General features: G+C 45.1%; 18 protein-coding genes. 11 read left to right on the top strand and 7 right to left on the bottom strand.

Going from position 1 to position 23,151, the window contains the following annotated elements; genetic code table 11:
- Positions 1-19 precede the first annotated feature (19 nt).
- Positions 20-934: an aldo/keto reductase gene (locus ACDZ28_RS06560; protein WP_375104262.1), complete on the top strand. Its 915-nt coding sequence runs from the start codon at positions 20-22 to the stop codon at positions 932-934.
- An 8-nt stretch (positions 935-942) separates the two neighbouring features.
- Here the strand turns inward: ACDZ28_RS06560 and ACDZ28_RS06555 are convergent, their stop codons facing one another.
- From ACDZ28_RS06555 to ACDZ28_RS06540, 4 genes are all read right to left on the bottom strand, one after another.
- Positions 943-2,454: an aminotransferase class V-fold PLP-dependent enzyme gene (locus ACDZ28_RS06555; RefSeq protein ID WP_375104261.1), complete on the bottom strand. Its 1,512-nt coding sequence runs from the start codon at positions 2,452-2,454 to the stop codon at positions 943-945.
- A gap of 124 nt (positions 2,455-2,578) precedes the next feature.
- Positions 2,579-3,055 (bottom strand): DsrE/DsrF/DrsH-like family protein, encoded by a 477-nt coding sequence (locus ACDZ28_RS06550; protein WP_042131456.1) that lies wholly within the window; start codon positions 3,053-3,055, stop codon positions 2,579-2,581.
- A gap of 242 nt (positions 3,056-3,297) precedes the next feature.
- A complete protein-coding gene (locus ACDZ28_RS06545; RefSeq protein ID WP_042131455.1) occupies positions 3,298-3,615 on the bottom strand; it encodes a hypothetical protein in 318 nt (105 codons plus the stop codon).
- Between the two features lie 54 nt (positions 3,616-3,669).
- Positions 3,670-4,293 carry an acetate uptake transporter gene (locus ACDZ28_RS06540; protein WP_375104260.1) on the bottom strand — a complete coding sequence of 208 codons (624 nt, stop codon included), beginning with the start codon at positions 4,291-4,293 and terminating at the stop codon, positions 3,670-3,672.
- A gap of 337 nt (positions 4,294-4,630) precedes the next feature.
- Between ACDZ28_RS06540 and ACDZ28_RS06535 the strand changes: the two genes are divergently transcribed.
- The 4 genes from ACDZ28_RS06535 (at position 4,631) to ACDZ28_RS06520 (ending at position 8,609) form a co-directional block, all read left to right on the top strand.
- On the top strand, positions 4,631-5,548 hold the full coding sequence (locus tag ACDZ28_RS06535) for a prenyltransferase (protein ID WP_375104259.1): 918 nt from the start codon (positions 4,631-4,633) through the stop codon (positions 5,546-5,548).
- Between the two features lie 133 nt (positions 5,549-5,681).
- Positions 5,682-6,458 (top strand): DUF6081 family protein, encoded by a 777-nt coding sequence (locus ACDZ28_RS06530; RefSeq protein ID WP_249923585.1) that lies wholly within the window; start codon positions 5,682-5,684, stop codon positions 6,456-6,458.
- Positions 6,459-6,496: 38 nt separating this feature from the next.
- Positions 6,497-7,450: a 1,4-dihydroxy-2-naphthoate polyprenyltransferase gene (gene menA / locus ACDZ28_RS06525; RefSeq protein WP_375104258.1), complete on the top strand. Its 954-nt coding sequence runs from the start codon at positions 6,497-6,499 to the stop codon at positions 7,448-7,450.
- A 163-nt stretch (positions 7,451-7,613) separates the two neighbouring features.
- Positions 7,614-8,609 (top strand): Gfo/Idh/MocA family protein, encoded by a 996-nt coding sequence (locus ACDZ28_RS06520; RefSeq protein ID WP_375104257.1) that lies wholly within the window; start codon positions 7,614-7,616, stop codon positions 8,607-8,609.
- A gap of 143 nt (positions 8,610-8,752) precedes the next feature.
- Here ACDZ28_RS06520 and ACDZ28_RS06515 read toward each other — a convergent pair whose 3' ends face one another.
- Complete coding sequence (locus ACDZ28_RS06515) at positions 8,753-10,111, bottom strand: dicarboxylate/amino acid:cation symporter (RefSeq protein WP_042132548.1); 1,359 nt, start codon at positions 10,109-10,111, stop codon at positions 8,753-8,755.
- 410 nt (positions 10,112-10,521) lie between these two features.
- Between ACDZ28_RS06515 and ACDZ28_RS06510 the strand changes: the two genes are divergently transcribed.
- Together ACDZ28_RS06510 and ACDZ28_RS06505 are read left to right on the top strand one after the other, a co-directional pair.
- Positions 10,522-11,283 (top strand): hypothetical protein, encoded by a 762-nt coding sequence (locus ACDZ28_RS06510; RefSeq protein WP_375104256.1) that lies wholly within the window; start codon positions 10,522-10,524, stop codon positions 11,281-11,283.
- A 74-nt stretch (positions 11,284-11,357) separates the two neighbouring features.
- Positions 11,358-15,086, top strand: a complete 3,729-nt coding sequence (locus ACDZ28_RS06505) for an S-layer homology domain-containing protein (protein ID WP_375104255.1) — start codon at positions 11,358-11,360, stop codon at positions 15,084-15,086.
- A 62-nt stretch (positions 15,087-15,148) separates the two neighbouring features.
- Here the strand turns inward: ACDZ28_RS06505 and ACDZ28_RS06500 are convergent, their stop codons facing one another.
- The gene (locus tag ACDZ28_RS06500) at positions 15,149-16,162 is read right to left on the bottom strand and encodes an NAD(P)-dependent alcohol dehydrogenase (RefSeq protein WP_375104254.1); all 1,014 of its coding nucleotides are present in this window, start codon (positions 16,160-16,162) and stop codon (positions 15,149-15,151) included.
- 114 nt (positions 16,163-16,276) lie between these two features.
- Here ACDZ28_RS06500 and ACDZ28_RS06495 point away from each other — a divergent pair, with 114 nt between their 5' ends.
- The 4 genes from ACDZ28_RS06495 (at position 16,277) to ACDZ28_RS06480 (ending at position 21,341) form a co-directional block, all read left to right on the top strand.
- A complete protein-coding gene (locus ACDZ28_RS06495) occupies positions 16,277-16,669 on the top strand; it encodes a helix-turn-helix domain-containing protein (protein WP_042131445.1) in 393 nt (130 codons plus the stop codon).
- Between the two features lie 200 nt (positions 16,670-16,869).
- Complete coding sequence (locus ACDZ28_RS06490) at positions 16,870-17,670, top strand: ABC transporter ATP-binding protein (RefSeq protein ID WP_375104253.1); 801 nt, start codon at positions 16,870-16,872, stop codon at positions 17,668-17,670.
- Positions 17,663-19,321 (top strand): hypothetical protein, encoded by a 1,659-nt coding sequence (locus ACDZ28_RS06485; RefSeq protein WP_375104252.1) that lies wholly within the window; start codon positions 17,663-17,665, stop codon positions 19,319-19,321. Before ACDZ28_RS06490 ends, ACDZ28_RS06485 begins: the two co-directional genes overlap by 8 nt.
- 229 nt (positions 19,322-19,550) lie before the next feature.
- On the top strand, positions 19,551-21,341 hold the full coding sequence (locus ACDZ28_RS06480; protein WP_375104251.1) for a putative bifunctional diguanylate cyclase/phosphodiesterase: 1,791 nt from the start codon (positions 19,551-19,553) through the stop codon (positions 21,339-21,341).
- Between the two features lie 92 nt (positions 21,342-21,433).
- Here the strand turns inward: ACDZ28_RS06480 and ACDZ28_RS06475 are convergent, their stop codons facing one another.
- Positions 21,434-23,128 (bottom strand): methyl-accepting chemotaxis protein, encoded by a 1,695-nt coding sequence (locus ACDZ28_RS06475; RefSeq protein ID WP_042131441.1) that lies wholly within the window; start codon positions 23,126-23,128, stop codon positions 21,434-21,436.
- Between the last annotated feature and the right edge of the window lie 23 nt (positions 23,129-23,151).

Genomic DNA, 23,151 nt, shown 5'->3' with positions numbered 1-23,151 from the left:
AACAAAGGAGGAAATGATGATGAAATATCGTAAACTTGGCAGTACAGGGATGAATGTATCGGTGATCGGCTTGGGTACTTGGCAGTTCGGTGGAGAATGGGGCAAGGATTTCACTCAAGCGGAAGTTGACGCTATGCTGGATAAGGCTGGAGAACTGGGCATTAACCTGATTGATACGGCAGAGTGTTATGGAGATCATTTGTCTGAGAAGTTCATCGGGGGCTATCTGGCTCGCCGGAAGCGTGAGGACTGGATTGTGGCTACGAAGTTCGGGCATCATTTTCAGGGTCATTTGCAGCGGGAACAGCTATGGCGTGCTGAGGATGTGCTGAAGCAGCTGGATGATTCACTGCGTGCACTCCAGACCGAGTATATCGACCTCTATCAATTCCATTCCGGAACCGATGAGCAATTCGATAATGACAAGCTGTGGAGTATGCTCGACAGACAGAAGCAGGCAGGCAAAATCCGTCACCTTGGTGTCTCGATCAGTGCATCGGGCTCGGGTGTACATCAGACCTCTGCGGCAGCGGATGTGCAGGCAGAGGCCATACAAGTAGTATATAATCGGCTGGATCGTCAACCGGAGGAAGAGATTCTTCCACTCTGCATCGAGAATCAATTAGGTGTGTTGGCGCGTGTTCCGTTAGCGAGTGGTTATTTAAGCGGCAAGTACAAGCCGGATGCGGTGTTCAGTCAGGGTGATGTGCGTGCTAACCATAAAGAGGATGTAAGACAAAAGCAGCTGCGGGCTGTAGCTGAAATTGCTGCCAACGAAGTGCCTTCGGGTCTCGATATGGCGCAGTGGGCTTTGGCGTGGTGCCTTCAGCATCCCGCAGTAACCAGTGTAATTCCGGGTTGTAAGAATGTAGAACAGGTTATTTCCAACGCCAGTGCTGCTGATCTGGACATGGTGAAGGATACTGCGCAATAAGCTGGAAACTACACCGAAAAAAGCGCTTTGACCTTCGCTTCAGCGGGATCCTCATTGTAGATATGAGTCCAGCTGTTCGTTGAAGCATCATAAAGATAATCCTGCTTCCATTGCTGGATATGGATCACGATATTTCGTATAGCGGATACAATTCTCTCTACCTCCTGATTCGTCATAATGGGGTGTAGAGAGATGCGGATCCAACCCGGTCTAAGCGACTGGTCTCCTACGGTAATTGCCTCAGCGATTTGAGCAGATTGCGCCCACCCTAATTCAAGAAGGTAATGCCCATAAGGACCTGCACAAGAGCAACCACCCCGGGCTTGTATACCGAAGCGATCATTCAGTAGTTGGACTGCTAAGTTATAATGGATATCACGTAGTGTAAAAGAGACAATCCCATGGCGTTCTGTATGATGCCCAGCCAGTAAAGAGCACTCGGGTATGCAGCGGAGTCCGTTCATTAATTGCTGGCACAGCTCGTGCTCTCTAATCGCCATATAATGACCGTTTCCATTCATTTGGTCCTTCAGTTTCACACATAATGCCGTTCGAAAGGCTTGCAGAAACCCCGGCGTTCCCCCGTCTTCCCGCATCTCAATTTCATTGGTGTAACGGCGTCCTCCCCAAGGATTGACCCAAGCCACTGTACCTCCACCCGGTTCGTCAGGAATACGCCCATTACTTAGTGCTTCATCAAAGATTAGAACTCCGTTCGTGCCCGGTCCACCCAGAAATTTATGCGGAGAAAAAAAGATCGCATCCAGCTTCTCCAGTGGTGAGACCGGATGCATATCGATAGGCTCATAGGGAGCACTAGCGGCAAAATCTACAAAACACAGGCCTCCGTGACGGTGCATCATCGCGGCAAGCTTTTGGTAGGGAGTCTGAATTCCGGTCACATTGGAGCAAGCCGTAAATGAACCGATTTTCCAGTGGCGATGCTGATATAACTTTAACTGCGCTTCAAGCTGCTGAAGATCTACATTCCCGTCCTCTCCGGGAGGAACAGTCACAACGTCACCAACTCCCTCCTGCCAGGGAAGAATATTGGAATGATGCTCCATATGGCTGGTGAAGATCACAGGACGCTCCTCCATCGAATGGGAACCATAGTCCTGAAGCCATTCAGGGAGCCTTAAGCCCATGATTCGCTGCAGCTTGTTTACAGCTCCCGTTGTTCCATTTCCGCAGAAGAGCAAGACGTCCTGAGGGCCGGCATTTACATGCTTTTTGATGATTTGTCGTGCTTCATGATAAGCCAGTGTCATGGTTAATCCGGTAGTGTTGGAGTCTGTATGCGGATTGCTGACATATGGACCGAAGTCTTCCTGCAGCTTCCGTTCGATCGGTTCATATAAACGTCCGCTTGCTGTCCAATCGGCATACAGCAGTGGCTGTCTACCATAGGGTGTGGTGATCTGATGCCGAATTCCAATGGTGTGCTCGCGAAAAGTCTCGAAATGGTTTTGTAGTGAAGCGGGCGTCTCTGCAGAAGAGTCGTGGATGATGTTTAGCACGGATTTCCCTCCAGCCCGTACACCGTCTATTCTAAAGTTATAGTGTGTTTTCGGCGTACCAGTAGTTTCTATGGCACCAGTATATGCTTGCTTGGAGAATTGGGTTAAAGCCTAGCGGTATCATTTAAATAAATAATTGGACGTCGCTTTCTAGTGCATCTTTTAAATACGCCGCAGCATCGATAATCTCGACCTCGGGCAGCAGTTCCTCTGTTTTAAAGCCCATGATCTCGACGGAGAGCTTGCAGGCATAGAATTTAATGTTTTTTTTACGAGCCCCTTTCAGAAAATGAATCAGCTTCGGCGCGCCTTGCTCCTCCATCATTTCTTCTAACATCATTCGGCCCAGCCCGCTGAAGTTCAAATGGGAGAGAGGTAGCTGTCCAGGCCCCTTTGGCGTAATAACATCCATCAGCTTCTCATAAATACTCTTATCCTCGAGTGTCATTTTTTCCGGATCACGCACCAGAAACAGGCCCCAGAAAGAGAAAAACATCGTAACCTCGACATCAATATCTCGCGCGGCATTCGCTAGGATCAGTCCCGCCATGGCTTTATCATATTCTCCGCTAAACATCAGCAGATTGATTTTTTTACTCACCTGCATAGTCCTCCCGTTACTTATTTTGAATTATAAGAAAGTATAAGTTTCACGATATACGATTTTCTTATAATTCTCGCATAGACGCTTACCGTCCTTAAGAGGACGCCGAAGGCGTTATAGCTTGGAATGTCATTAGTATGGTTATGGTGGGGAGAAGTATGCGAAGCGACCTTCCGAATTCACAAAAAAAGCCCCCTTACGGGAGCTTCATCACCTTTATTCTGTTGCCTTAGCTTCTACTAATGTACCTCAGAATCTTTAGTTTCCGGATCTAGAGTGCTGCGGATATCATGGTAACGGGCGGAAAGCCAAATGCTTCCGGTAAATAATACGATGAGTCCAAGCACGATAGAGAATCGCCAGTCGCCTGCTTTGAAGTTCAGCTGAAGTACCGTTAGTACAAGCGAAACCTGGGTCCAGACCATTGTTCTTTTGCGAAAAGCCGCAATATCTCCAGTCATCTTTGGGATATTCCGAATGATTAAATAGGCAATAACTGCGAGAATAAGCGCAAATATAGCGGTTACGGCTAATTCAGAAGAGGATAGGACATGCATGGTCTCAGGCATCCTTTCGGCTTGCAAAAGTTAGGGTTCAAAAAAGGTGAATTACTATTTCTTGAAGATACCTAGCGGAGCTCCGATCGGTAAGAAAGTGCGTCCAAAATGAGCGTTTAGCACAGAAGCGCCACATCCGTATAAGGACACGACACCAATTCCAAGTTCGGCACAAGCAGCAAGCTTATGGAAGAAATCAGGAGCAATGCCGAAGGAATCAAAAGTGAGTCCAAGAAAGAGGAAATCTATCAATACAAAAATGATAAGCAAAACTCTATTAGCCTCAACCGCGCCAATGGTCATAAAGATCGTGAAGATCAAGTAACCCAGAAATACAAATCCGAGCTGCTTAGGATCTACAGCCTCTGCAAGCGTTGGGCCGAATACGCCGAGCTTGATTAGCCAGCTGCTAGCCATGCCGAACCAAAAGAAAGCGTAGGCGCCAAAAGCGGTCATACCAAAGGTGTTGTTGTGCTTAGCATCTTGAATTGCGGCAAATAGTTGAGCGAATGCTCCCAGGAAGATAGCCCAAGGAATGACGTAGCTAAGTCCTGTTGTAAGTTCAAGCTTCTGTGAAGAAGCAACCAATGTGACAATAGCCAGTCCGAAAAGCCCGATGGCGCTAGGGTCTGCGGTGACGATTTTGACAGATTGGGTGTTAGGGGATTGCGCTGACATGACAGTAAAAGCCTCCAATATTATATATAGTTTTACGCTCTTAAAAACAGCACTCAAAGAGCGCTGTTCATAGGCTTGCCTATCATATCATATCGGTATGTGCTTGCCTATAAAACAACACTCATTTTTTTGTTGTAAAATGGTGGTCTAATGATAAATAAAGAAGTTATTGTCAGGTCCAGCTTCAATTATCAGGCTCCTAAGCCAAACAAACGGAGAAACTATGCCAAGATTAGACATTATATGCAGTGATATTCTTCACAATCTGTTGAAAATTGATGTATAATAGTCAGTGATAATTATTATCAAGTCATAAAGAAAAGGCGGTAAGCTTGAAGTGAACAAATGGACATTATTTACCAAGGCGACCCGGTTTTGGAGCTTTTCTGTTATGCTCATCCCGATTGTTTTGGGGACCGTTGGGGCATATGTATGGGAAGGGACTTTCCATCCGGTTTTATTTATTCTTACCTTAATAGGGGCGATTTCGGCGCATCTATTCTCCAATATGGTGAATGATCTGTGGGATTTCCGCAATGGAACGGATACAGAAGCAAAGAATTCCGCTGGTGAAATCAGCACAAACTCCGGGCTACTCACAGGTGGGATCCTCTCGGAGTCTTTTTATGCAAGGATGACCTGGAGTATGCTGGCGATTGCCCTAATCTGCGGTGGAATTCTAAGTATATATAGCGGTTGGAACATCCTCTGGTTTGTGCTTGTGGGTGCTTTAATTGCTTATTTCTATGTAGCCCCGCCACTGCGTTATGGATATCGCGGTAAGGGATACAGCGAGATGGCTATCTTTATAGCGTTTGGGATTATGCCTGTGTTAGGTTCCTTTTTCGTACAAACCGGTCATTTTAGTCTAAAGCCTGTAATTCTTTCATTGCCGGTTGGATTCTTGACTACATTACTGTTGTTTAATCACCATTTCCTACACTGGAAAGCAGACGAGCAGGCGGGTAAGCTTACGCTTGTTGTAGTATGGGGGGAACAAAAGGCACTTGTATTCTCACGTGTACTTCTTTTCACCGGTTACGCCTCTGTTGTGATCTGTGTACTGATGGGCGTACTTCCAGTTTATGCACTGTTGGCCTTGGTTACAGCCTTCTGGCCGATTCGTATTTATCGTGGACTGAAGCCACATAATGCTTCGCCAGCCTATATCCCGCTCATGGGTGCTTCACGAAAAGCCTCCGTTCGTTGCGGAGTAGTGATGGCAGCAGCATTACTAATTCAAGGATTATTCTGAAAATATAAGAATATATAGGTTTCACGCTATACATTATCCTTATATTTCTCGCATAAACGCTTACCGTCCATTAGGGACGCTGAAGGCGTTTTTGCTTGTACTAATAATTAACATACAGAAGGAGTGAGCTTTCATGGAAAAGAAGGACAAGGAATTAATGAAGGAAGAACAAAACGCTAAAGGCAGCCAAATGGTTCTTGGAGATTTCCACTCTATTTTAGAAGAAGGAAAGGTTTGGAAGACAGGTGGATTTACACTGCCTGATGGATCGTTCTGGGCTTATCGTGAACCGGAAGCGGTAGTTATTGTTCGTAATGACACGCTCTATGTACGGGCGAAATTATCCCGTGAGAACCATCAAGTACAAATTCTAGACAATGCTAAGCATATGTATTACTCCGCGGAGCCAGTGGTAATTCCTGAGGCGGGAGAGATCAGCTTTGAGCTGCAAATTCGCAGCCGTACACAAGGAACAGCACCTGGAGATTTGTACGACGGTTATGTATCGCTGAATCTGCTTGATTTTACGACAGGTGCGGCGCTTGACTTTTTTGCGGGAAATGATAAATACGCTAGTGTGTATGGTATTCTGCCGTTCCCGGGGGTACAAGTACCAGAGAGCACAGGCACGAAATATTTCTGCATTTTTAAAGAAGATACGGATTTCAAACCGCGTGAATTTAATACCTACCGCATTACGTACCACCGTGGCAACGATGAGGCTGTATTCTATTTGAATGGTAAAGAAGTACGCCGTGAGAAAAATATCCCGATCAAATTCAACAACTTTACAGTAGCGCTCGGAATTATGACAGAGAAGGATCTGAGTCCTGAAGGCAGCGTGTCTGTGCATGGACAAACGGTTATTGCAGAATGGTCCCCAGTGAAGATCACAACGACTGAACAGTAATGCCTTGCAGGCTCATTTGATAAATAAGGGTGTATGGTGTGAATATTAAAAGCTTTCTAAGATTTGTGGAGCTGCCGACAAAAGTAGCCAGTATGATTCCCTTTCTAATGGGAACGCTGTATGCCCTGTATCGGTTTGAGGATTTCTATGTGTTACGTTTTGCGTTGATGTTCGTTTCTTTGCTTAGTTTTGATATGGCGACAACGGCGATTAACAACTATTACGATTTCAAAAAAGCTTCCAAAACCCACGGCTATGGCTATGAGACACATAATGCGATTGTACATTTTAAGCTAAAAGAGAGCACCGTTGTGGCGACGATTGTTATTTTGCTAGTTCTGGCTGCAGGGGGCGGGATTGCGCTTGTTACGCAGACGGGTTTGCTGGTCTTTTTGCTGGGTGGGCTGTCGTTCTTAATAGGTATCCTTTATTCGTTCGGGCCGATTCCGATCTCGCGGATGCCGTTAGGTGAGCTGTTCTCAGGTTTGTTTATGGGCTTTGTCATTATTTTTATCTCTGCCTATATTCATACAGATAATCATGTGGTAGCGCTGGTGCTTCAGAACGGTTGGGCCAGTCTGAATATCAACATTGTGGAAGTGCTGTACCTGTTCTGGTTCTCTGTTCCCGCCATTCTGGGGATTGCAGGGATTATGCTCGCTAATAATATTTGTGATATTGATGAAGATGTGGAGAACCGCAGGTATACGCTTCCGGTCTATATTGGCCGCCGCAATGCGCTCGTGCTGTTTAAATATCTCTACTATGTCTCTTATCTGGATCTTGTAGTGCTGCTGATCTTGGGGATTAACCCTATTCTTGTCTTGGCAATTCTACTTACACTGATTCCACTGCACCGAAATATTGATTTATTCACACGGAAGCAGGAGAAGGCGAGTACCTTTATTCTTGCCGTCAAAAATTTCGTGCTGATGAACGCGGCGCGTATTGCTGTGCTTGGTGCGGCGGTGCTGTTAAATAGGATAATGTAATTTTTGCCCTGAATTAAAAAGCAGTATCCATCGGAGTCTAAGCTCCTTTGGCTGCTGCTTTTTTGCTTTGTAACAGTTCTTTTCTATTAGTGATGAGTTTCATTCTATGATAAGGTGTCTTAAAGTATAGTAACTAATCCAAGGGAAGAGGTGTGTAGCCATCATGGTACAAAAACTTCGGTGGGGAATCATAGGCTGTGCGCAGATTGCGATAGGTTCAGTGATGCCAGCTATCATGAATTCAGATTCAGGAGTGATTACAGCGGTAGCAAGTCGTGGTTTTGAAAAAAGCAGCGCTGTAGCCGCAGAGTTCGGAATAGAGAAGGCATATGGGAGTTATGAAGAGTTACTTGCGGATAAAGAAATTGATGCGGTGTATGTTCCGCTCCCTAATCATCTTCATCGAGAATGGGTGATCCGTGCGGCAGAAGCGGGTAAGCATGTGTTGTGTGAGAAACCGATCGCGCTGAACAGTGCAGAGGCCGCAGAGATGGTGAAAGCATGCAACGATGCAGGCGTTCACTTAGCAGAAGCGTACATGTATCGGCATCATCCACGGATTGCTGAACTCCAGGACATTATCGCTAGCGGTGAAATCGGAGAATTACGCTCGATTCGAGGTACATTTACTTACAACGATGCTACAGACACTTCAAATATTCGTTTTAAATCGGCTTGGGGTGGCGGCTCGCTTTATGATGTTGGTTGTTATCCGTTAAGCGCGGCGCGACTGTTGTTTGGGACGGAGCCGGAAGCTGTGACTGTGCATGCGAAGTTCTCCCCTGAGCATGATAATGTAGATATGATGGCCTCAGGGCTGGTAGAGTTTCCAAATGGTTTAAGCTTGATCTTTGATTGCGGCATGTGGGCATATAACCGTCAGCTCTTGGAGATTCTTGGGACCGAGGGGCGAATTGAGGTGCCTATGCCTTTCAACGCTAGAGACGAGGATGCGGAATTCTTTGTGTACACTGGTGATGAGGTGAGACGGGTCGATGCCACAGGGGCTAATCCATACATTCGGCAGGTGGATGATTTTGCAACCGCTGTGTTCACAGGTAAGAGACTCATTGCACCGGAGGATCCGGTGCTAAGTATGCGGCTGGTTGAAACCTGCCTTGCTTCAGCAAAACAACGGCAAAGAATTAGCATGCTGTAACCGCTGAATCTAATATAGATGTACGCGAAAAAACCTCCGGCTTTCTGCTATAAGCAGATAGTCGAAGGTTTTTTATATTTCTCGCATAAACGCGCACCGTCCTTTGGGGACGCCGAAGGCGTTTTTGCTTGCATGTTCGGATTTTAAACTGTGCTCAAGAGAATATCATCTTCGTCATTATTGCTATTAAAGGCTTCGCGGTCGAATTCACCTTCTGAATTGGCGACCAACAGCGCGGTTACAGCTGTTCCTGTTGCATTTACAGCGGTACGACCCATATCGATGAGCGCTTCTACACCTGCAACGATAGCGATTCCTTCAAGCGGCAGACCAAGAGCGGTTAAGACTACCGTAGTGGAGATTACGGCTGGTCCAGGTACGCCAGCTACACCAATAGAAGAGATAATACTTACTAAGACCAGCGTAATGTAGTCAGTCCAGTTCAGATCAATACCGAATACTTGGGCGGTAAACACAGCCACAATTGCCGGCCAAATGCCACCGCACGCATTGAAGTTGACCGATGCTCCTAACGGCGCAATAAAGCTCGCGATCCGCGGGGAGACATGAAGGCGCTTCGTAATGACTTCAAGATTGACAGGAAGTGTTGCGTAGCTGCTTCTAGTCGTGAAGGCGACGGTAATGGTTGGATAGATTTTGCGGAAGAAACGAATTGGATTCACCTTCGCTACTAATAGAACCAACCCGCCAAAGATAAGAACAAAATGTATAATCATTGCGACATATGAGGTAATAATTACACTGCCCAGCTCCTGCAACGTTTCCCAGCCATAACGTGCGGTAATTCCTGCAATCAGTGCGAAGACACCGTAAGGCGTCAAGCGAATAATGAATTTCACGACCTGATGCAGTATCAGTGTCAGGGATTCAATAAGATCACGTACAGGTTTCACGGCTTCCGGTTTCTTGGAGCCAATCTTGATAATAGCTACTGCTAAGAAGATAGCAAAAATGAGCAGAGGCACAACCTTACCTGTAGCTGCTTCATTCACAGGGTTAGACGGCACAAGATCCAGAATAACCTGTGAGAAGGTGGGGATTTCCCGAGCGGCGAAATCTGCAGGTACGTCCTGTTGTATCCCTTGACCAGGATTGAACAGTAATGCAACAGATAGGCCAATAATAGAAGCGATACCCGTCGTTCCGAGGAACCAGGCGAAGGTTTTGATTCCTATTTTACGCAAATACTCCAGATTGGTTAAGGAAGAAATACTGTTCAATACGAGTACAAATACTAAAGGAATGACGAGCATGCGAATCAAGCTGACATAAATGCTGCCGAATGTGCTGATGGCTTTGGTCTCTAAATCGAAGTATTGAAAGAATATTCCGGCAATTAGTCCAATGCCAAGTCCGATGAGTACTCGAGTACCAAATCCAATGCGTTTACGTGCCAGTAGAAACAAAATTGCAAAAACAAATATGGAAGCTACAAATCCATACCAGTTCGTTTCGATGGCGGATAACAAGTTGTTATCTATGTTCACTACTAATACCCCCTTAAACCCAGTTTTTTAATATGATTAATCCTATTGAGATCAATCTATATAGAATTTATAGTAAAGTCAATGTAATAATATGTTAAAAATAATTAATCCCGACAAAAACCATGTGAAAAATAAAAATTGATTGACAAGAGATTCTTGCATGAATAATATGGAACTTAATCGTTAGACCAATTGGAATCGACTGGACAGCCGGAGATTCAACGAAAGACGCTTAGTTAGGCGTCTCGTTGAGTCTCTTTTTATTTTAGAGAAAGGAGAAATAAGGGGTTAAGGTACAACAATGGTAGTTAAGAAGCATGGATCTACTGGACAGCCAGAGATTCAACAGGTACGTATTACGTGCCGTGTTGGGTCTTATTTTAATTGAAAAGGATGATACACATATGAAAAAGCTTACGATATCTTTGGTTGCTGCTACTGTCGTCTTCTCCGCACTGACGTATGCCGCAGTATCCGCTAATAAAAAGACAGCAGAGGCAGCATCTATTGAAGCAAGCAGTAATACAGCAGTATCCGTTTCTGCAGCGGCTGCACCTGTAGCTACTGCAGCGGCCGCAGTCGTTGTTCAAGCAGAAGCCACATCGGCACCAGTTGTAGAAACGGTTCAGCCGGAATCTTCAGCTCCAGCAGTGGAGACTGTCTCGGCAGAAGCGACTGCTGCTCCAGATGCCACAGTAGATTCAAAGACTAAGACCGTTGCCTCAGCTGCTCCTGTAGTGGGTGAAGCTGCACCTAAAGCGACCGCAGCTCCAGCGGCGGACACCGCTAAGGTTGCAACAACTACAACCACGGTTGCTGCTACTGTCAAAACACAAACCCAGACAGCAACACCGGCTCCAACCGCTGCGCCTACGACGGCTCCCAAAGCAATCGTAACCGCCAAAGCGGCTCAACCAACGTCTGCTCCTGTTGTATCTGCTCAGCCAAAGGCAACTTCGGCTCCTGCAGTAACGGCAACGGAAGCACCTTCGAAATCGAAATCCATTACCTTCTCTACAACTGAGGTGGTTAAAGCGACGGCCGCTCCAGTGGCTGAGGTAGCTCAGCCAAAGACCTCTGCTAATGCACCATCATCCACCGTCAGCGCGCCAGCGGAACCGGCTCAAGCACCCGCACCTGCAGCTGAGGAAGAGGTTTGTCCTTGATGGGGCACGTGCTCATTCAGGATTCCTTTCAGCAAATTCATCACATAAATCGATATAAGGCGAGGTGCACATAAATGATAAAACCATTGCGATTCAAAAAAATTGTAACGCTGCTTCTAGCAGCTTCCCTACTTGTCCTGCCTTTTCAAGCGGGCAGAGCTAATGCCGAAACGGATAACGCAGAGGCACTAACCTCTTTGGCCTCAAATAGCGGTGTAAGCCACTTTGATTATTTCAGTCATGTTTATGACCGTTTGAATGATGCTAGCCATGTATTTAAAACGGCAACCTATGAGGATATCGTTCATCTTTTTGAGAGTGAAGGCACTTACGCTGTTCTGGTTGGCGGCGCTTGGAGCGAGAATACACAGGCCGATATCGGCTTTATCAATGAAGTAGCTAAAGAATATGGCATCTCTACGATTTATAACTTTGATACTAAGCTGGACGGTGACACGCTCCAGATTGCAGACAGCAATAATAAATTTGCTTACAAATACGTTGACCTGGTAAACAAATATTTAAAGAATTTGAATCTGTCCTCGAAGGACGTTCCAGAACGCAATGTTAGCTATACCAATAAAAACGGGGATGTCGTAACTGCTAATAAGATCGAATCTCCATTTCTCTTGGTATACAACAAGGATCACAAGGATGCACAAGGAAATATCGCTCCTGTTGTATCCTATCTGGATAAGAGCTACTCGTGGAATGAGTTCCTGACGAACGGAACACTTGATGCGACGAAGGTTAATGCGTATAAAGCATCAGTAAGAGAGGTACTTAGTGCCGCTTCTGGGTATAGCACGATCGATGAATCTGCTTATATCAAGGCCGCATTTAACAAGAACTATGAGGGCGAAAATGAGGGCAAATCTACGATCTTCAACGAATCGGACGGTACGCTCGTGTATGAACATGTGACCTATCATCAGCTGAAGCAAATTTTGGCGAGTGATGGCAACTATGCGATTTTGTTAGGCGGCTCATGGTGCCCCAACACACAAGCAGTTATCAAATATATTAACGAGTATGCCAAAAAACATAATATCGATAAGGTCTACTTCTTCGATACGAAGCTCGACTCTGGGGTGACGGTTGCTGAACCAAGCAACAACAGCGGCACTAAGGGCAACGCTAATCCGCATAATAATAATGAGCTTCAGATTAGAACAACCAATCATCCATATGCAAATTTGTATGTTGATCTGGTCCGTACTTATCTGACCAATATTAAGACCGAGAACAATACAGCAGCTAAACCATCTGTGATTAGTTATGTGAATGAGCTTGGAAACACTGTGATAGGAGATAGACTTCAGGTTCCATATCTGTTCACTTATAACAAGGACAACAAAGATGCAAGTGGTACTAATGCACCTATTCTAGGGCATATTGAGCTTATGTATAGCTGGACGAACATCCAACCGGATTACGTGCAGGCTAATTACCCAATTGGAGCCAGATACACTAACACTACAACAGCGCTGGATAAGCTATTCTCAAAACTTGAAGCTGTGCCTGCTGGACTTACAGGTGTAGCACCAACCGCAGCAGACAGTAAGGATGGGCAAATCTTGGGCACAAGTTCGGCCTTGGAATATAAGCTGGCTGGAGATACGGCATATACGCAAGTATCAGGTTCAGCGATTACAGGGCTTGCGCCTGGTGTTTATACAGTAAGATATGCGGCTACATCAGGATATCAAGGTCCAACGAACGCAGCGGGACCAACGATTATTCCTTATAATGCTGGAGAAGACGTAATTGTGGAGGTGCCTGCTTATATCCATCAACAAGCAGCTCCAACAGGTCTATTAGGGGTAGCTCCTACTTCTGAAGCTAACGATGATGGGCAAATTACGGGCTCAGTTGAGGGGCAGGAGTACAAGGGTGCTGGAGAAACTGATTATAAGCCTGTAACAGGCGTAGTCATCTCAGGTCTTACTCCGGGCTTTTATAAGGTGAGATTTGCGGCAAAAGAAGGATACAGCGTAGGTAAAGATGCTACTGTTGAAGTTCCGGCCTATGGCGAGCAAGCAGCTCCTACAGGGCTAGTGGGCGTAGCGCCGACTACCGCAGCCAATAATGACGGTAAAATTACCGGGACTACGAAAGCTTTGGAATATAAGCTATCAACGGTAACCGATTATGTCTATGCAACAGAAGTAGAGATCGTTGGATTGGTACCGGGGATATATCAAGTAAGATATGCAGCCAAAGAGGGATTTAATGCGGGCAGAGCAGCAGAAGTGATTGTTCCAGTATTCACTGCAGAGCAAGCAGCGCCATCCGGTTTGCAGGGGGTAGCACCTACCTCTACAGCGAACAATGATGGGAAAATTACAGGAACCACAACAGCCTTAGAATATAAGCTGTCCAGTGTGACTAATTATGTGTATGCACCAGATAAAGAGATTACAGGTCTAATACCAGGTACGTATCAAGTGCGATACGCAGCGAAAGAAGGTTATAAGGCAAGTCCAGTGACCGCTATCGTTGTTCCTGCTTATGTATCTATTTCAGACCCAGGAACAAGCGGGCCTGGCGGCAGCAATCCTGCGCCGAGCACGGCTACACCAACACCAACAGCAAGCCCTCAACTGGTTGCTGCAACAACAACCGGTAATACTGTGAATTTATCATCAACAGCAGCAACCAAAACGGATAAAACCACAGGAGTAACCACAGCTACAATAACGCAAGAAGCGGCTATCGAGCTATTGAACCTTGCTAAAAAAGCAGAAGCGGATGGGAAGAAAGCTGTACTGGAAATTAAAGTAGCAGCTACTTCTGATACCAAAACAGCCGAGCTTACCCTATCGAGAAGCATAATTAATGAGTTAGTCTCTGGTACGAAGGCCGAGATTACCATTCAATATGAGAATGTAGGTACGATTACACTCGATGCCAAATCTTTGGCAAGTATCAGCGCAGCCTCGGATGCGGGGGATATTGTCATAACGATCGCTAAGGTTTCGTTAACGGCAGAAGGTAAGGCTGTTCTCGGCGACAGACCGGTTTATGATTTATCGGTAAAGGCGGGCCAAAGCACCCTTTCTACCTTTGGCGGGGGCAGTGTCCACATCAGTGTGCCCTATACGCTCCAAGCAGGAGAACAGAAAGATGCGGTCATCGTATACCATATTAATACCACTGGAAGCTTGGAGAATGTACGCGGGAATTATAATGCTGCCAAGGGAACTGTAGATTTTGTTACCACACATTTCTCCCAATATATTATCGGATATAACAAGGTGCGCTTTGCGGATGTTTCGGACACCTCATGGTATAGCAGTGCAGTAGGTTATCTTGCAGCACGCAGTATCACATCCGGTACAGATGCAGAGCATTACAGTCCGAATGCTGAAATAACTAGAGGGCAATTTATTGTCTTACTCTTGAATGCTTACGGCATCACACCGGACGCTACCGCAACGGATAATTTCACGGATGCGGGCAATACGTATTACACGAACTATCTCGCGACTGCTAAGCGCCTTGGGGTAGCCACAGGTTCGGGGGATAATCAATTCCAGCCAGAGATTCAGATCACTAGACAGGAGCTATTTACACTCTTGTACCGCTCGCTCGTAGCGCTAGGTGAACTGCCATCCGAGAAGAAGGCTGCAAGTCTTTCTGATTTTAGTGATGCAGGGGAAATTGCTGGCTATGCACAGGAAGCCCTTCAGGCGCTGGTAGAAAGAGGTGTAGTGACAGGAGCAAATAGTAAGCTGAGTCCTAAAGAAGTCACTACAAGAGCGCAAGCGGCACAGGTCATTTATAATTTGCTGTCGAGATAATTAAGCAGCAGCTGTATATTACATTGGAACCCCCTGCAAAAAAAAGCAGGGGGTTTCTAATCTTAAAATTTAATGCAAATTTTTCCGAAGGTTGAACCCTTAGCTAAGTATTGCAATGCTTCAATAGAATGTTCAAATGGAAATACAGCATCAATGATCGGGCGAAGTCCATTTTGTTCGATCGCACGGTTCATCGTCTCAAACATGTCACGGCTTCCAACATTGATGGCTTGAAGGCGCGCTTTTCTCAGAATTGCAGGGATAATTTCAAAGCCTTCCACCTGGAACCCTGACAGACCGCCTATCAGACTGACCCTTCCACCCACCCGCAGCGCCCCGATTGATTTATTTAATGTGGAAGATCCACCGAGATCAACAATATGGTCTGCCCCGCGTCCCCCTGTCAGCTCAAGAACAGCCTTATCCCATTCAGGGGTCTTTAAATAATTGATACCGAAATCCGCTCCCAATCCCTTTGCACGCTTAAGCTTCTCATCGCTGCTTGATGTGATGATCACCTGTGCACCGTGAAGCTTGGCAAATTGAAGCGCGAATAGTGAAACTCCACCCGTTCCTTGTATCACTACAGTCTCTCCAGCCTTCACCTTTCCTTCTTCAACAATAGCATGCCAAGCTGTAACACCAGCACAAGGAAGTGTTGCCGCTTCTTCATCAGTTAATAGATCTGGAACACGAACCAATCCCTCCTCGGGAAGCACAACATATTCTGCAAGCAACCCATCAAGCGGACTTCCAAGTGAGCTCACCCAATTTTCTTGTGTAGGTTCTCCCGAAATCCAGCTTTGAGTAAAAATACCGCTTACCCGATCACCAATCTTGAATCTGGACGTATGCTCACCTAAAGCAACAACTTCACCAACACCGTCTGATACCGGAATTAAAGGAGCGTTCAAAATTGGGTTATAAAAACCATCAATCACACCTAAATCCCTAGCGTTAAGGGAAACTGCCCGCATTTTTATACGAACTTCACCAGGACCAGGATTAGGAATTGGACGTTCGGCTGTCTTCAGGTGATCTAGGCCAAATTCACTTTGAATTTCGTATAGTTTCATGAGCAATCTCTCCTTTTTGAAGTGCATAGACATACAATAATCCATAAACTACACTTAAGTAAGAAGGCACTTTATAGTGTCCAGGGAACCAAAAAGTGCATAGGAGGACTTCATATGAACCATCCATTTTCGACGAATGCCGTAGAGCCTGATATCTCGTTATCGATTTGTGGGTACAGTAAGGTCCTTGACATTATCTCTAATAAATGGACAGCTTTGGTCATCTATGCCATGGAAGATGGAATCATTCGTTACAGTGATATCAGAAGAAGAATTGAGGGCATCTCTAAAAAAATGCTCACTCAAACATTGCGGCAACTGGAACGAGATGGGCTGGTCCAGCGCGAGATCACACCATCCGTCCCGCCCATCGTAGAGTATTCTCTAACTCCTTTAGGGGAATCATTACTTGAACCTATGAGAGCGTTAAATCAGTGGACGAGTAAAAATTACGAATTGGTTCAACAGGCTAGAGCTTCATATGATCAAGTGGATCAAGCGGAATAATTCGCGGGGGATGATCGCTACACTTTAAGGGGGAACCAAGGGTTCTCCCTTTTGTGCTGAAAAGGGCATTAGCATTCATAGAAATAAGATTAGTGAGTTAAATTATGGAGTGGGATTCAGTTGAATGATACAATTATTGTAATTTTATAAAATAGTAATTTTTAACATCGTCAATTAGTCGCTAGAGAGGGGATTAGGATATGGGCCTTGCTGATGATCCAGTCATTGCGATTTCTGGTTTATGGATGAACTACACTGATCGAATGGTGCTAAAGGGCATTGACCTTAAGGTATACAGAGGACAAATCATTGGCTATATCGGTCCTAACGGTGCAGGAAAGAGTACAACTGTTAAGATTATGCTCGGTCTGGTAGAAGGCTATAACGGCAAAGTAGAGATTTTCGGTAGGGATATTGCTGATGGAGATGTCTCTTATAAGAAAAGAATAGGTTATGTGCCGGAGGTAGCCGAATTATATGATAGCCTCACCGCTAGGGAGTATCTAACTTTTGTAGGTGAGTTGTATGGATTGAAGCGTAGTGATGTCGACTATAAAGCTGGAAAGCTAATGGCTTTGCTAGGTCTTGAGAAAGCCTATGATTCGAGGATCGCAACCTTCTCCAAAGGGATGAAACAAAAGGTACTGCTGATCTCCAGCATGCTTCATGATCCCGATATTTTATTCCTAGATGAACCGCTGAGCGGTCTGGATGCTAACAGTGTAATGGTAGTAAAGGAGATTTTTGCATCTTTGGCAGCAAGGGGGAAGACCATCTTCTATTCTTCACACATCATGGATGTGGTGGAGAAGATCAGTAGCCGTATTGTTTTGATCGATGGTGGAGATATCGTGGCGGATGGGAGTTTTTCGGAGCTTCAAGAGAAAGGCCGTGAAGGTTCGCTGGAGGATATTTTTAATCAATTAACTGGATTTGATAAATACCGTGATATTGCTGGGGAATTTGTTGCGGTTATGCAAGAGGTATCCTCTCATGACTGATTTCTATGTGCTGAAGCTTCTGGATAAGCTGCGGGGTGGGTTTAGCCGAATCGGTGTTGATTATGACGTGATGCGAAGTATTCTACAGGTCAAATTAACGATGGACGGCAGAAGAACACCGACAGTGCTTGGTGGAATGCAGAAAAAGGAGGAGAAGAAAGAGGGCTCCCCGCTGCGTGTGCAATGGATTTATTTACTTTTTGGCGTCATGTTAATTCCTCTTATGATGTTAACGGGCAACTATATGCTGCAAATGAGCCTTGTGTTTGGTGTAGTGATGTTTATGATTACGACCACACTGATCTCTGATTTCTCTTCCGTAATGCTTGATCTTCGGGATAAAAATATACTGGCTTCCAAGCCAGTGAACCGCCGTACCTTGAACATGGCGAAGAGCATCCACATTCTCATTTATTTATTTTCAGTGACGCTGACCTTGACCGGACCTTCGCTGATTTTGTGCCTGTTCAAACAGGGAGTACTATTTTTTCTAATATATGCTGTTGAGATCATTCTGATGGACTGCTTTATTCTCGTCATTACGGCGCTGCTGTATTTACTGATCATGAAGTTTTTCGACGGGGAGAAGCTCAAAGATATTATTAATTATGTACAGATCATTTTGACTATAGGGATTACAGTAGGGTATCAGCTCGTTGTTAGACTGTTCGATATTGCTGAATTGAGCCTCTCTTTTAAGCCGGCATGGTGGCAGTATTTGATTTCTCCGGTTTGGTTTGCAGCTCCATTTGAGATGCTGATTGGCGGAGCGAGAGACACACACTTCGTGGTGCTTTCGGCGTTAGCTTTAGTAATTCCGGTTCTGCTGATTGCGGCTTATATTAAGCTGATGCCTTTATTCGAAAAGAGCTTACAGAAGCTTTCAGAGCAAGGCAACGTTGGTAAAAGTAACGCCCGAATGGTGGACTGGTTGTCGAAAGTAACTTGTAAGAACCCGGTAGAGGGCATGTTCTTTCGTTTTAGCTGGTCAATGATGAAGAATGAGCGTGACTTCAAGTTAAAGGTATATCCGGCAATCGGTTATTCCATTGTCTTCCCGTTCATTTTTATATTTGGGATCTTTTGGGATGGAAATGCATCGTCAATCAAGGATTCGAACACATACCTGATGATTTATTTCGGTGCGACGTTACTTCAGACGGTTGTTCTAATGCTAAGGTACTCTGCGGATTATAAAGGTTCTTGGATTTATAAGCTGATTCCTCTACCGAACACCGCACCTATATATCGTGGAATGCTTAAGGCAGCGATTGTTCGCTTACTAGTCCCTTTATTCGCTATAGAAGCGATAGTATATCTTTGGTTGTTTGGGTCGCGGATTGTGCCGGATTTAGTAGTAGTGCTGTTCGCAATGCTGATCTATGCGGTCATTTGCTTTCGTTCTTATCCCCCGGTATTACCTTTCTCAGAGCGTTATGAGGCAGCTAAACAGAAGGATTATACCGCAAACTCCTTTGGGTTGTTATTCTTGTTGATGGGGATGGCAGGTATACATTATGTTTTCACTTTGTTTACGGGTGGAGTTTATATTTACTTGTTAGTTCTGGTAGTTTTGAATCTATGGATATGGCGAATTACCTTTCCAAAAAACGTATCGCCAACAAGTCATAGTTCAAATTTTCCGGCCTGAGTGGTTGTGTCAAATATGGACATTTTTTGCGTAATAAAAAAGGGTATAAATTCCAGTATTTACTTAGACAATCTTCTGAATACAGAGTAGAATACATCTAAAGTTTCTTTTTTGGGGATCACCTATAATCTTTACGCACTCTTCCATATTTGATATTCGTGTACGGATTGTTTACTTGAGAAATACGCTGGGCGATTACGGGATTCAAAACCGGTGAAGAGGTTAACTAATGGATAAAATGGGAATCCACTTTAATGTTTGGGTTGTTTTACTATCATTGGCGTTAGTGGCGACAGCTGCTTATTCCGCACTGAATCTGATTGCGCAAGTTTCCGGTTCTAACGGCAAAGTTCGACGCTTATGGCTGATTTCGGGGGCTTTTGTGCTTGGTAGTGGTATTTGGGTGCTACATTATGTTGGGATCATGGCGAGTTATTTACCCTTTGAAGTTAATTACTATCCGGGTAGATCTATACTATCGCTATTGGTTGGTGTGTTGTTCTGTTATTTGGCATTCCATATAACGTCTGATACACGTTTGGGAGTATGGCGCTTAATAGTAGGCGGTATTCTTTTGGGTAGCGGAATTTCGGCCATGCATTACATCGGGTTGTTTTCTTTAAGGATCGGGGCAAAGGTTTATTATGATGTGTGGACTCAAGGTGCAGCCATAGCTCTTGTTGTAGTATCCGCTTATCTTGGATTATTGATGTTTTATAAGTTTAAGGCATGCGCGGGGAGAATGGACTATCAAGATTCATTAACAGAGCTGCCGAATCGACATGGATTGGAACACTATTTTAAAAATGAATTTTTCGGAAGTAGATCGGGTGCTGTTTTTTTTGTGGATCTGGATCGCTTTAAATCGATTAACGATACGCTTGGACATGATATAGGGGATATGCTACTACAGGAGGTTGCTGTAAGATTAATTCGTTCTGTAAGAGATAAGGGGAAGGTCTTCCGTTTAGGCGGCGATGAATTCTTGATTGCTCTCCCAGATTGCACGCTGGAAAATGCGCAGTTAGAGGCAGAACGTATTATGCATGAACTTAAGAGATTCTATCGTATTCAGGGCAACGAGCTCTATGTTACTGCAAGCATTGGAATCAGTATGACACCTTTGCATGGGACTGATCGCTCAACGCTAATGAAAGCTGCGGATACGGCTCTTTATACTTCTAAGGATTCGGGTAAGAACAAGTTCAGTGTGTTTGATCAGGAAGCTAATCGCCATCAGCTGCGACGGATGTCGCTAGAAAAAGATCTTCGTAAAGCGTTAGCTCGTTCTGAGTTTATGGTGGTGTATCAGCCCAAATGGGATTCCTATATGAATGTTACTGTAGGTCTTGAAGCATTGCTGCGCTGGAGACACCCAGAGCATGGGATCATTTCACCAGCTGAATTCATTCCTATTGCAGAGGAAACCGGACTAATCGTTCCGATTACCTATTGGATGCTGCATGATGTGTGCAGCCAGAACAAGTTCTGGCATAAGGAAGAGATAGCTAACGTACCGGTATCAATTAATATGTCCGCAAGGATGTTTGAGGATGGAAGTCTATACGATGTTGTATCGGAAGCACTCACATGTTCAGAATTAGAACCACACTTCCTCGAACTGGAGATTACAGAGTCCATTGCGATGCATAACATGAAAGAGACGGTTGCGCAGTTGTCCAGACTTCGGATGCTTGGAGTAAGAGTATCATTGGATGACTTTGGGACAGGCTTCTCCTCCCTTGGTAATTTGGATGAGATCCCAGTCAACACACTCAAGATTGATCAAGTATTTATTCGTAACAGCAAGATGCACTCCAAGAAAGCTATTATCAGCAATATTATTTCGATTGCGACCCATCTGAATATGGAAGTCGTGGCGGAAGGTGTGGAGACACCAGAGCAGATTGAATTGCTGAAATCACTGGGTTGTAGAGTCATGCAGGGTTATTATTACGGCCGGCCGATGCCTGTACATGAGCTGGGTGAGTGGTTTATAGCGAATACGGCAGCGTCGTAATCTCAATACATAGAAGAGGGGCTAGCGACCAAGCAGAATTTCTCTGCTTGGTCGCTAGCCCCTTTAAGGTTAAGAACTTACATGAATAAAGATTATACTTTGAAACGTTCGATAAGAATCTGCAGCTTCTCCGCTAACGAAGACAAGAAACCAGCAGCCGATTCCACTTCTTCCATTGCTGCGAGCTGCTCTTGTGAGGATGCGGATAAGGTTTCTGCACCGCTTGCTGTCTGATTAGCGACGTCTACAATATTCTGTAGAGTAGTAACGAGACCATCGGAGATGGAGGCTAGCTCGCGGACTGTTCCGGAAATCTGCTGACTTTGTGAAGCCATCCCAGAGACAGACATCTCAATCTCGGAGAAGGATTGACCTGCTGTTACGATTAATTCCCGGCCTTGATCCATCTCTTCTGTAGAGCGCTTCATGGTTTCTCCTGCTTGGTCCATCTGATTTACGATGATGCTTACGAGTTGTCCGATTTGAGCAGCTGATTGGGCGGATCGCTCGGCAAGCTTGCGTACGGATTGTGCAACTACTGCAAAGCCTCTTCCCTCTTCTCCGGCTCTTGCGGCTTCAATGGCTGCATTCAGCGACAGCAGGTTGGTTTCTTCTGCGATGCTCGCAATCGTGCCCACAATATTCTCAATTTCCTTGGAGTAGCCGCCCAAGGTTTCAATAATGACAGCTAAATCAGTGATGCTGTCACTGACGATGCCCATCTGTTGTGTAGTAGAATCCATTGCTTCTCGACCTGTACGAGCCTTTTCGGCGTTACTGGTAGCATTATTCATTGCGTTATCAGCATTTCCTGCAATCTCTGTAATGAAGTGTGACAAGTCTTGTACAGACTTATATCCACCCTCCAAATTTTGCAATTGTGTATTAGCTCCATCGGCAAGTTCAATCGAAACGTTGACACTGTACTCACCAGCACGGTTAGTTTCCTGTGCACTGGCAGAGAGCTCTTCGGATGAAGACGCCACCTGCATGGAGGTTTCATTAACTTCGGTAATGAGCATGCGCAAGCTCTGCGTCATGCCGTTGAAATTTCGAGCTAGTGTACCAATCTCATCCTTGCTGTTGAATGAAATAGGATCATGAGTAAGATCACCCTGTGCAACAAGATTTACGCCTCTGGATAGCTTCGTTAGTGGACTTACCATTCGGCGGATTAAGAGATATGCTGCCACAATAGCAATAACTAGAATGGAAGTCCCGATAATAAAAGGCTGAACAATGATGTCTCGGGTCCGTTCTTGAATTAACGGGCCATCGAAGTTAATAGCCATTAGAGCGACTATAGGCTTGGAGGGGTCATGATCTTGATAGATGGGGCCGTAGCCCGTCTTGAGTGAGGTACCTTCGTATGTATAAACCTTGGAGTATGCGGAATGCTTAGACTTAGTAATCATTTGCTTCTCTTCATCTGAGAAATAAAAAGTGTCGCCTGCTTTATAACCTCTTGCTTTGAAGCTTGAATCTGCGGCGAGGATCTTTCCATCTAGCGATAAAATGAACGCCTCTTTAAAAATAGCCTTATGTGCCACAATCCAACCGATCCGGTCCTCGACAGCCTCCAGTTTGCTTTGATCTCCTGCAATTAATGCGGTAATGTCTGATGGGTCAATCAGCCCGGTTGTAATATTGGCGCATCCTACCAATTCAATACCTGCAGCTTCGTCTACTTGCTTGTACGCAGTACGGTATCCGAAGAACCCGATGGATGATCCAACAAGAAGTAACACGATGAACATCATCCAAGTTAATTTAGTTGCCAATTTCATTCTTTGCACCAACCTTGACAAAT

Origin of the sequence: Paenibacillus sp. RS8, assembly GCF_041956825.1 — a bacterium.
Lineage (GTDB): Bacteria > Bacillota > Bacilli > Paenibacillales > Paenibacillaceae > Paenibacillus_AQ.
Note: the sequence above shows the minus strand (reverse complement) of the source record. Positions and strands in the feature narration are given on the sequence as shown.

Coding starts and splice junctions, on each gene's coding strand:
- ACDZ28_RS06560 (WP_375104262.1), top strand. CDS start 20: ATGAAATATCGTAAACTTGGCAGTACAGGGATGAATGTATCGGTGATC.
- ACDZ28_RS06545 (WP_042131455.1), bottom strand. CDS start 3,615: ATGCATGTCCTATCCTCTTCTGAATTAGCCGTAACCGCTATATTTGCG.
- ACDZ28_RS06540 (WP_375104260.1), bottom strand. CDS start 4,293: ATGTCAGCGCAATCCCCTAACACCCAATCTGTCAAAATCGTCACCGCA.
- ACDZ28_RS06530 (WP_249923585.1), top strand. CDS start 5,682: ATGGAAAAGAAGGACAAGGAATTAATGAAGGAAGAACAAAACGCTAAA.
- ACDZ28_RS06520 (WP_375104257.1), top strand. CDS start 7,614: ATGGTACAAAAACTTCGGTGGGGAATCATAGGCTGTGCGCAGATTGCG.
- ACDZ28_RS06510 (WP_375104256.1), top strand. CDS start 10,522: ATGAAAAAGCTTACGATATCTTTGGTTGCTGCTACTGTCGTCTTCTCC.
- ACDZ28_RS06505 (WP_375104255.1), top strand. CDS start 11,358: ATGATAAAACCATTGCGATTCAAAAAAATTGTAACGCTGCTTCTAGCA.
- ACDZ28_RS06500 (WP_375104254.1), bottom strand. CDS start 16,162: ATGAAACTATACGAAATTCAAAGTGAATTTGGCCTAGATCACCTGAAG.
- ACDZ28_RS06495 (WP_042131445.1), top strand. CDS start 16,277: ATGAACCATCCATTTTCGACGAATGCCGTAGAGCCTGATATCTCGTTA.
- ACDZ28_RS06490 (WP_375104253.1), top strand. CDS start 16,870: ATGGGCCTTGCTGATGATCCAGTCATTGCGATTTCTGGTTTATGGATG.
- ACDZ28_RS06485 (WP_375104252.1), top strand. CDS start 17,663: ATGACTGATTTCTATGTGCTGAAGCTTCTGGATAAGCTGCGGGGTGGG.
- ACDZ28_RS06480 (WP_375104251.1), top strand. CDS start 19,551: ATGGATAAAATGGGAATCCACTTTAATGTTTGGGTTGTTTTACTATCA.
- ACDZ28_RS06475 (WP_042131441.1), bottom strand. CDS start 23,128: ATGAAATTGGCAACTAAATTAACTTGGATGATGTTCATCGTGTTACTT.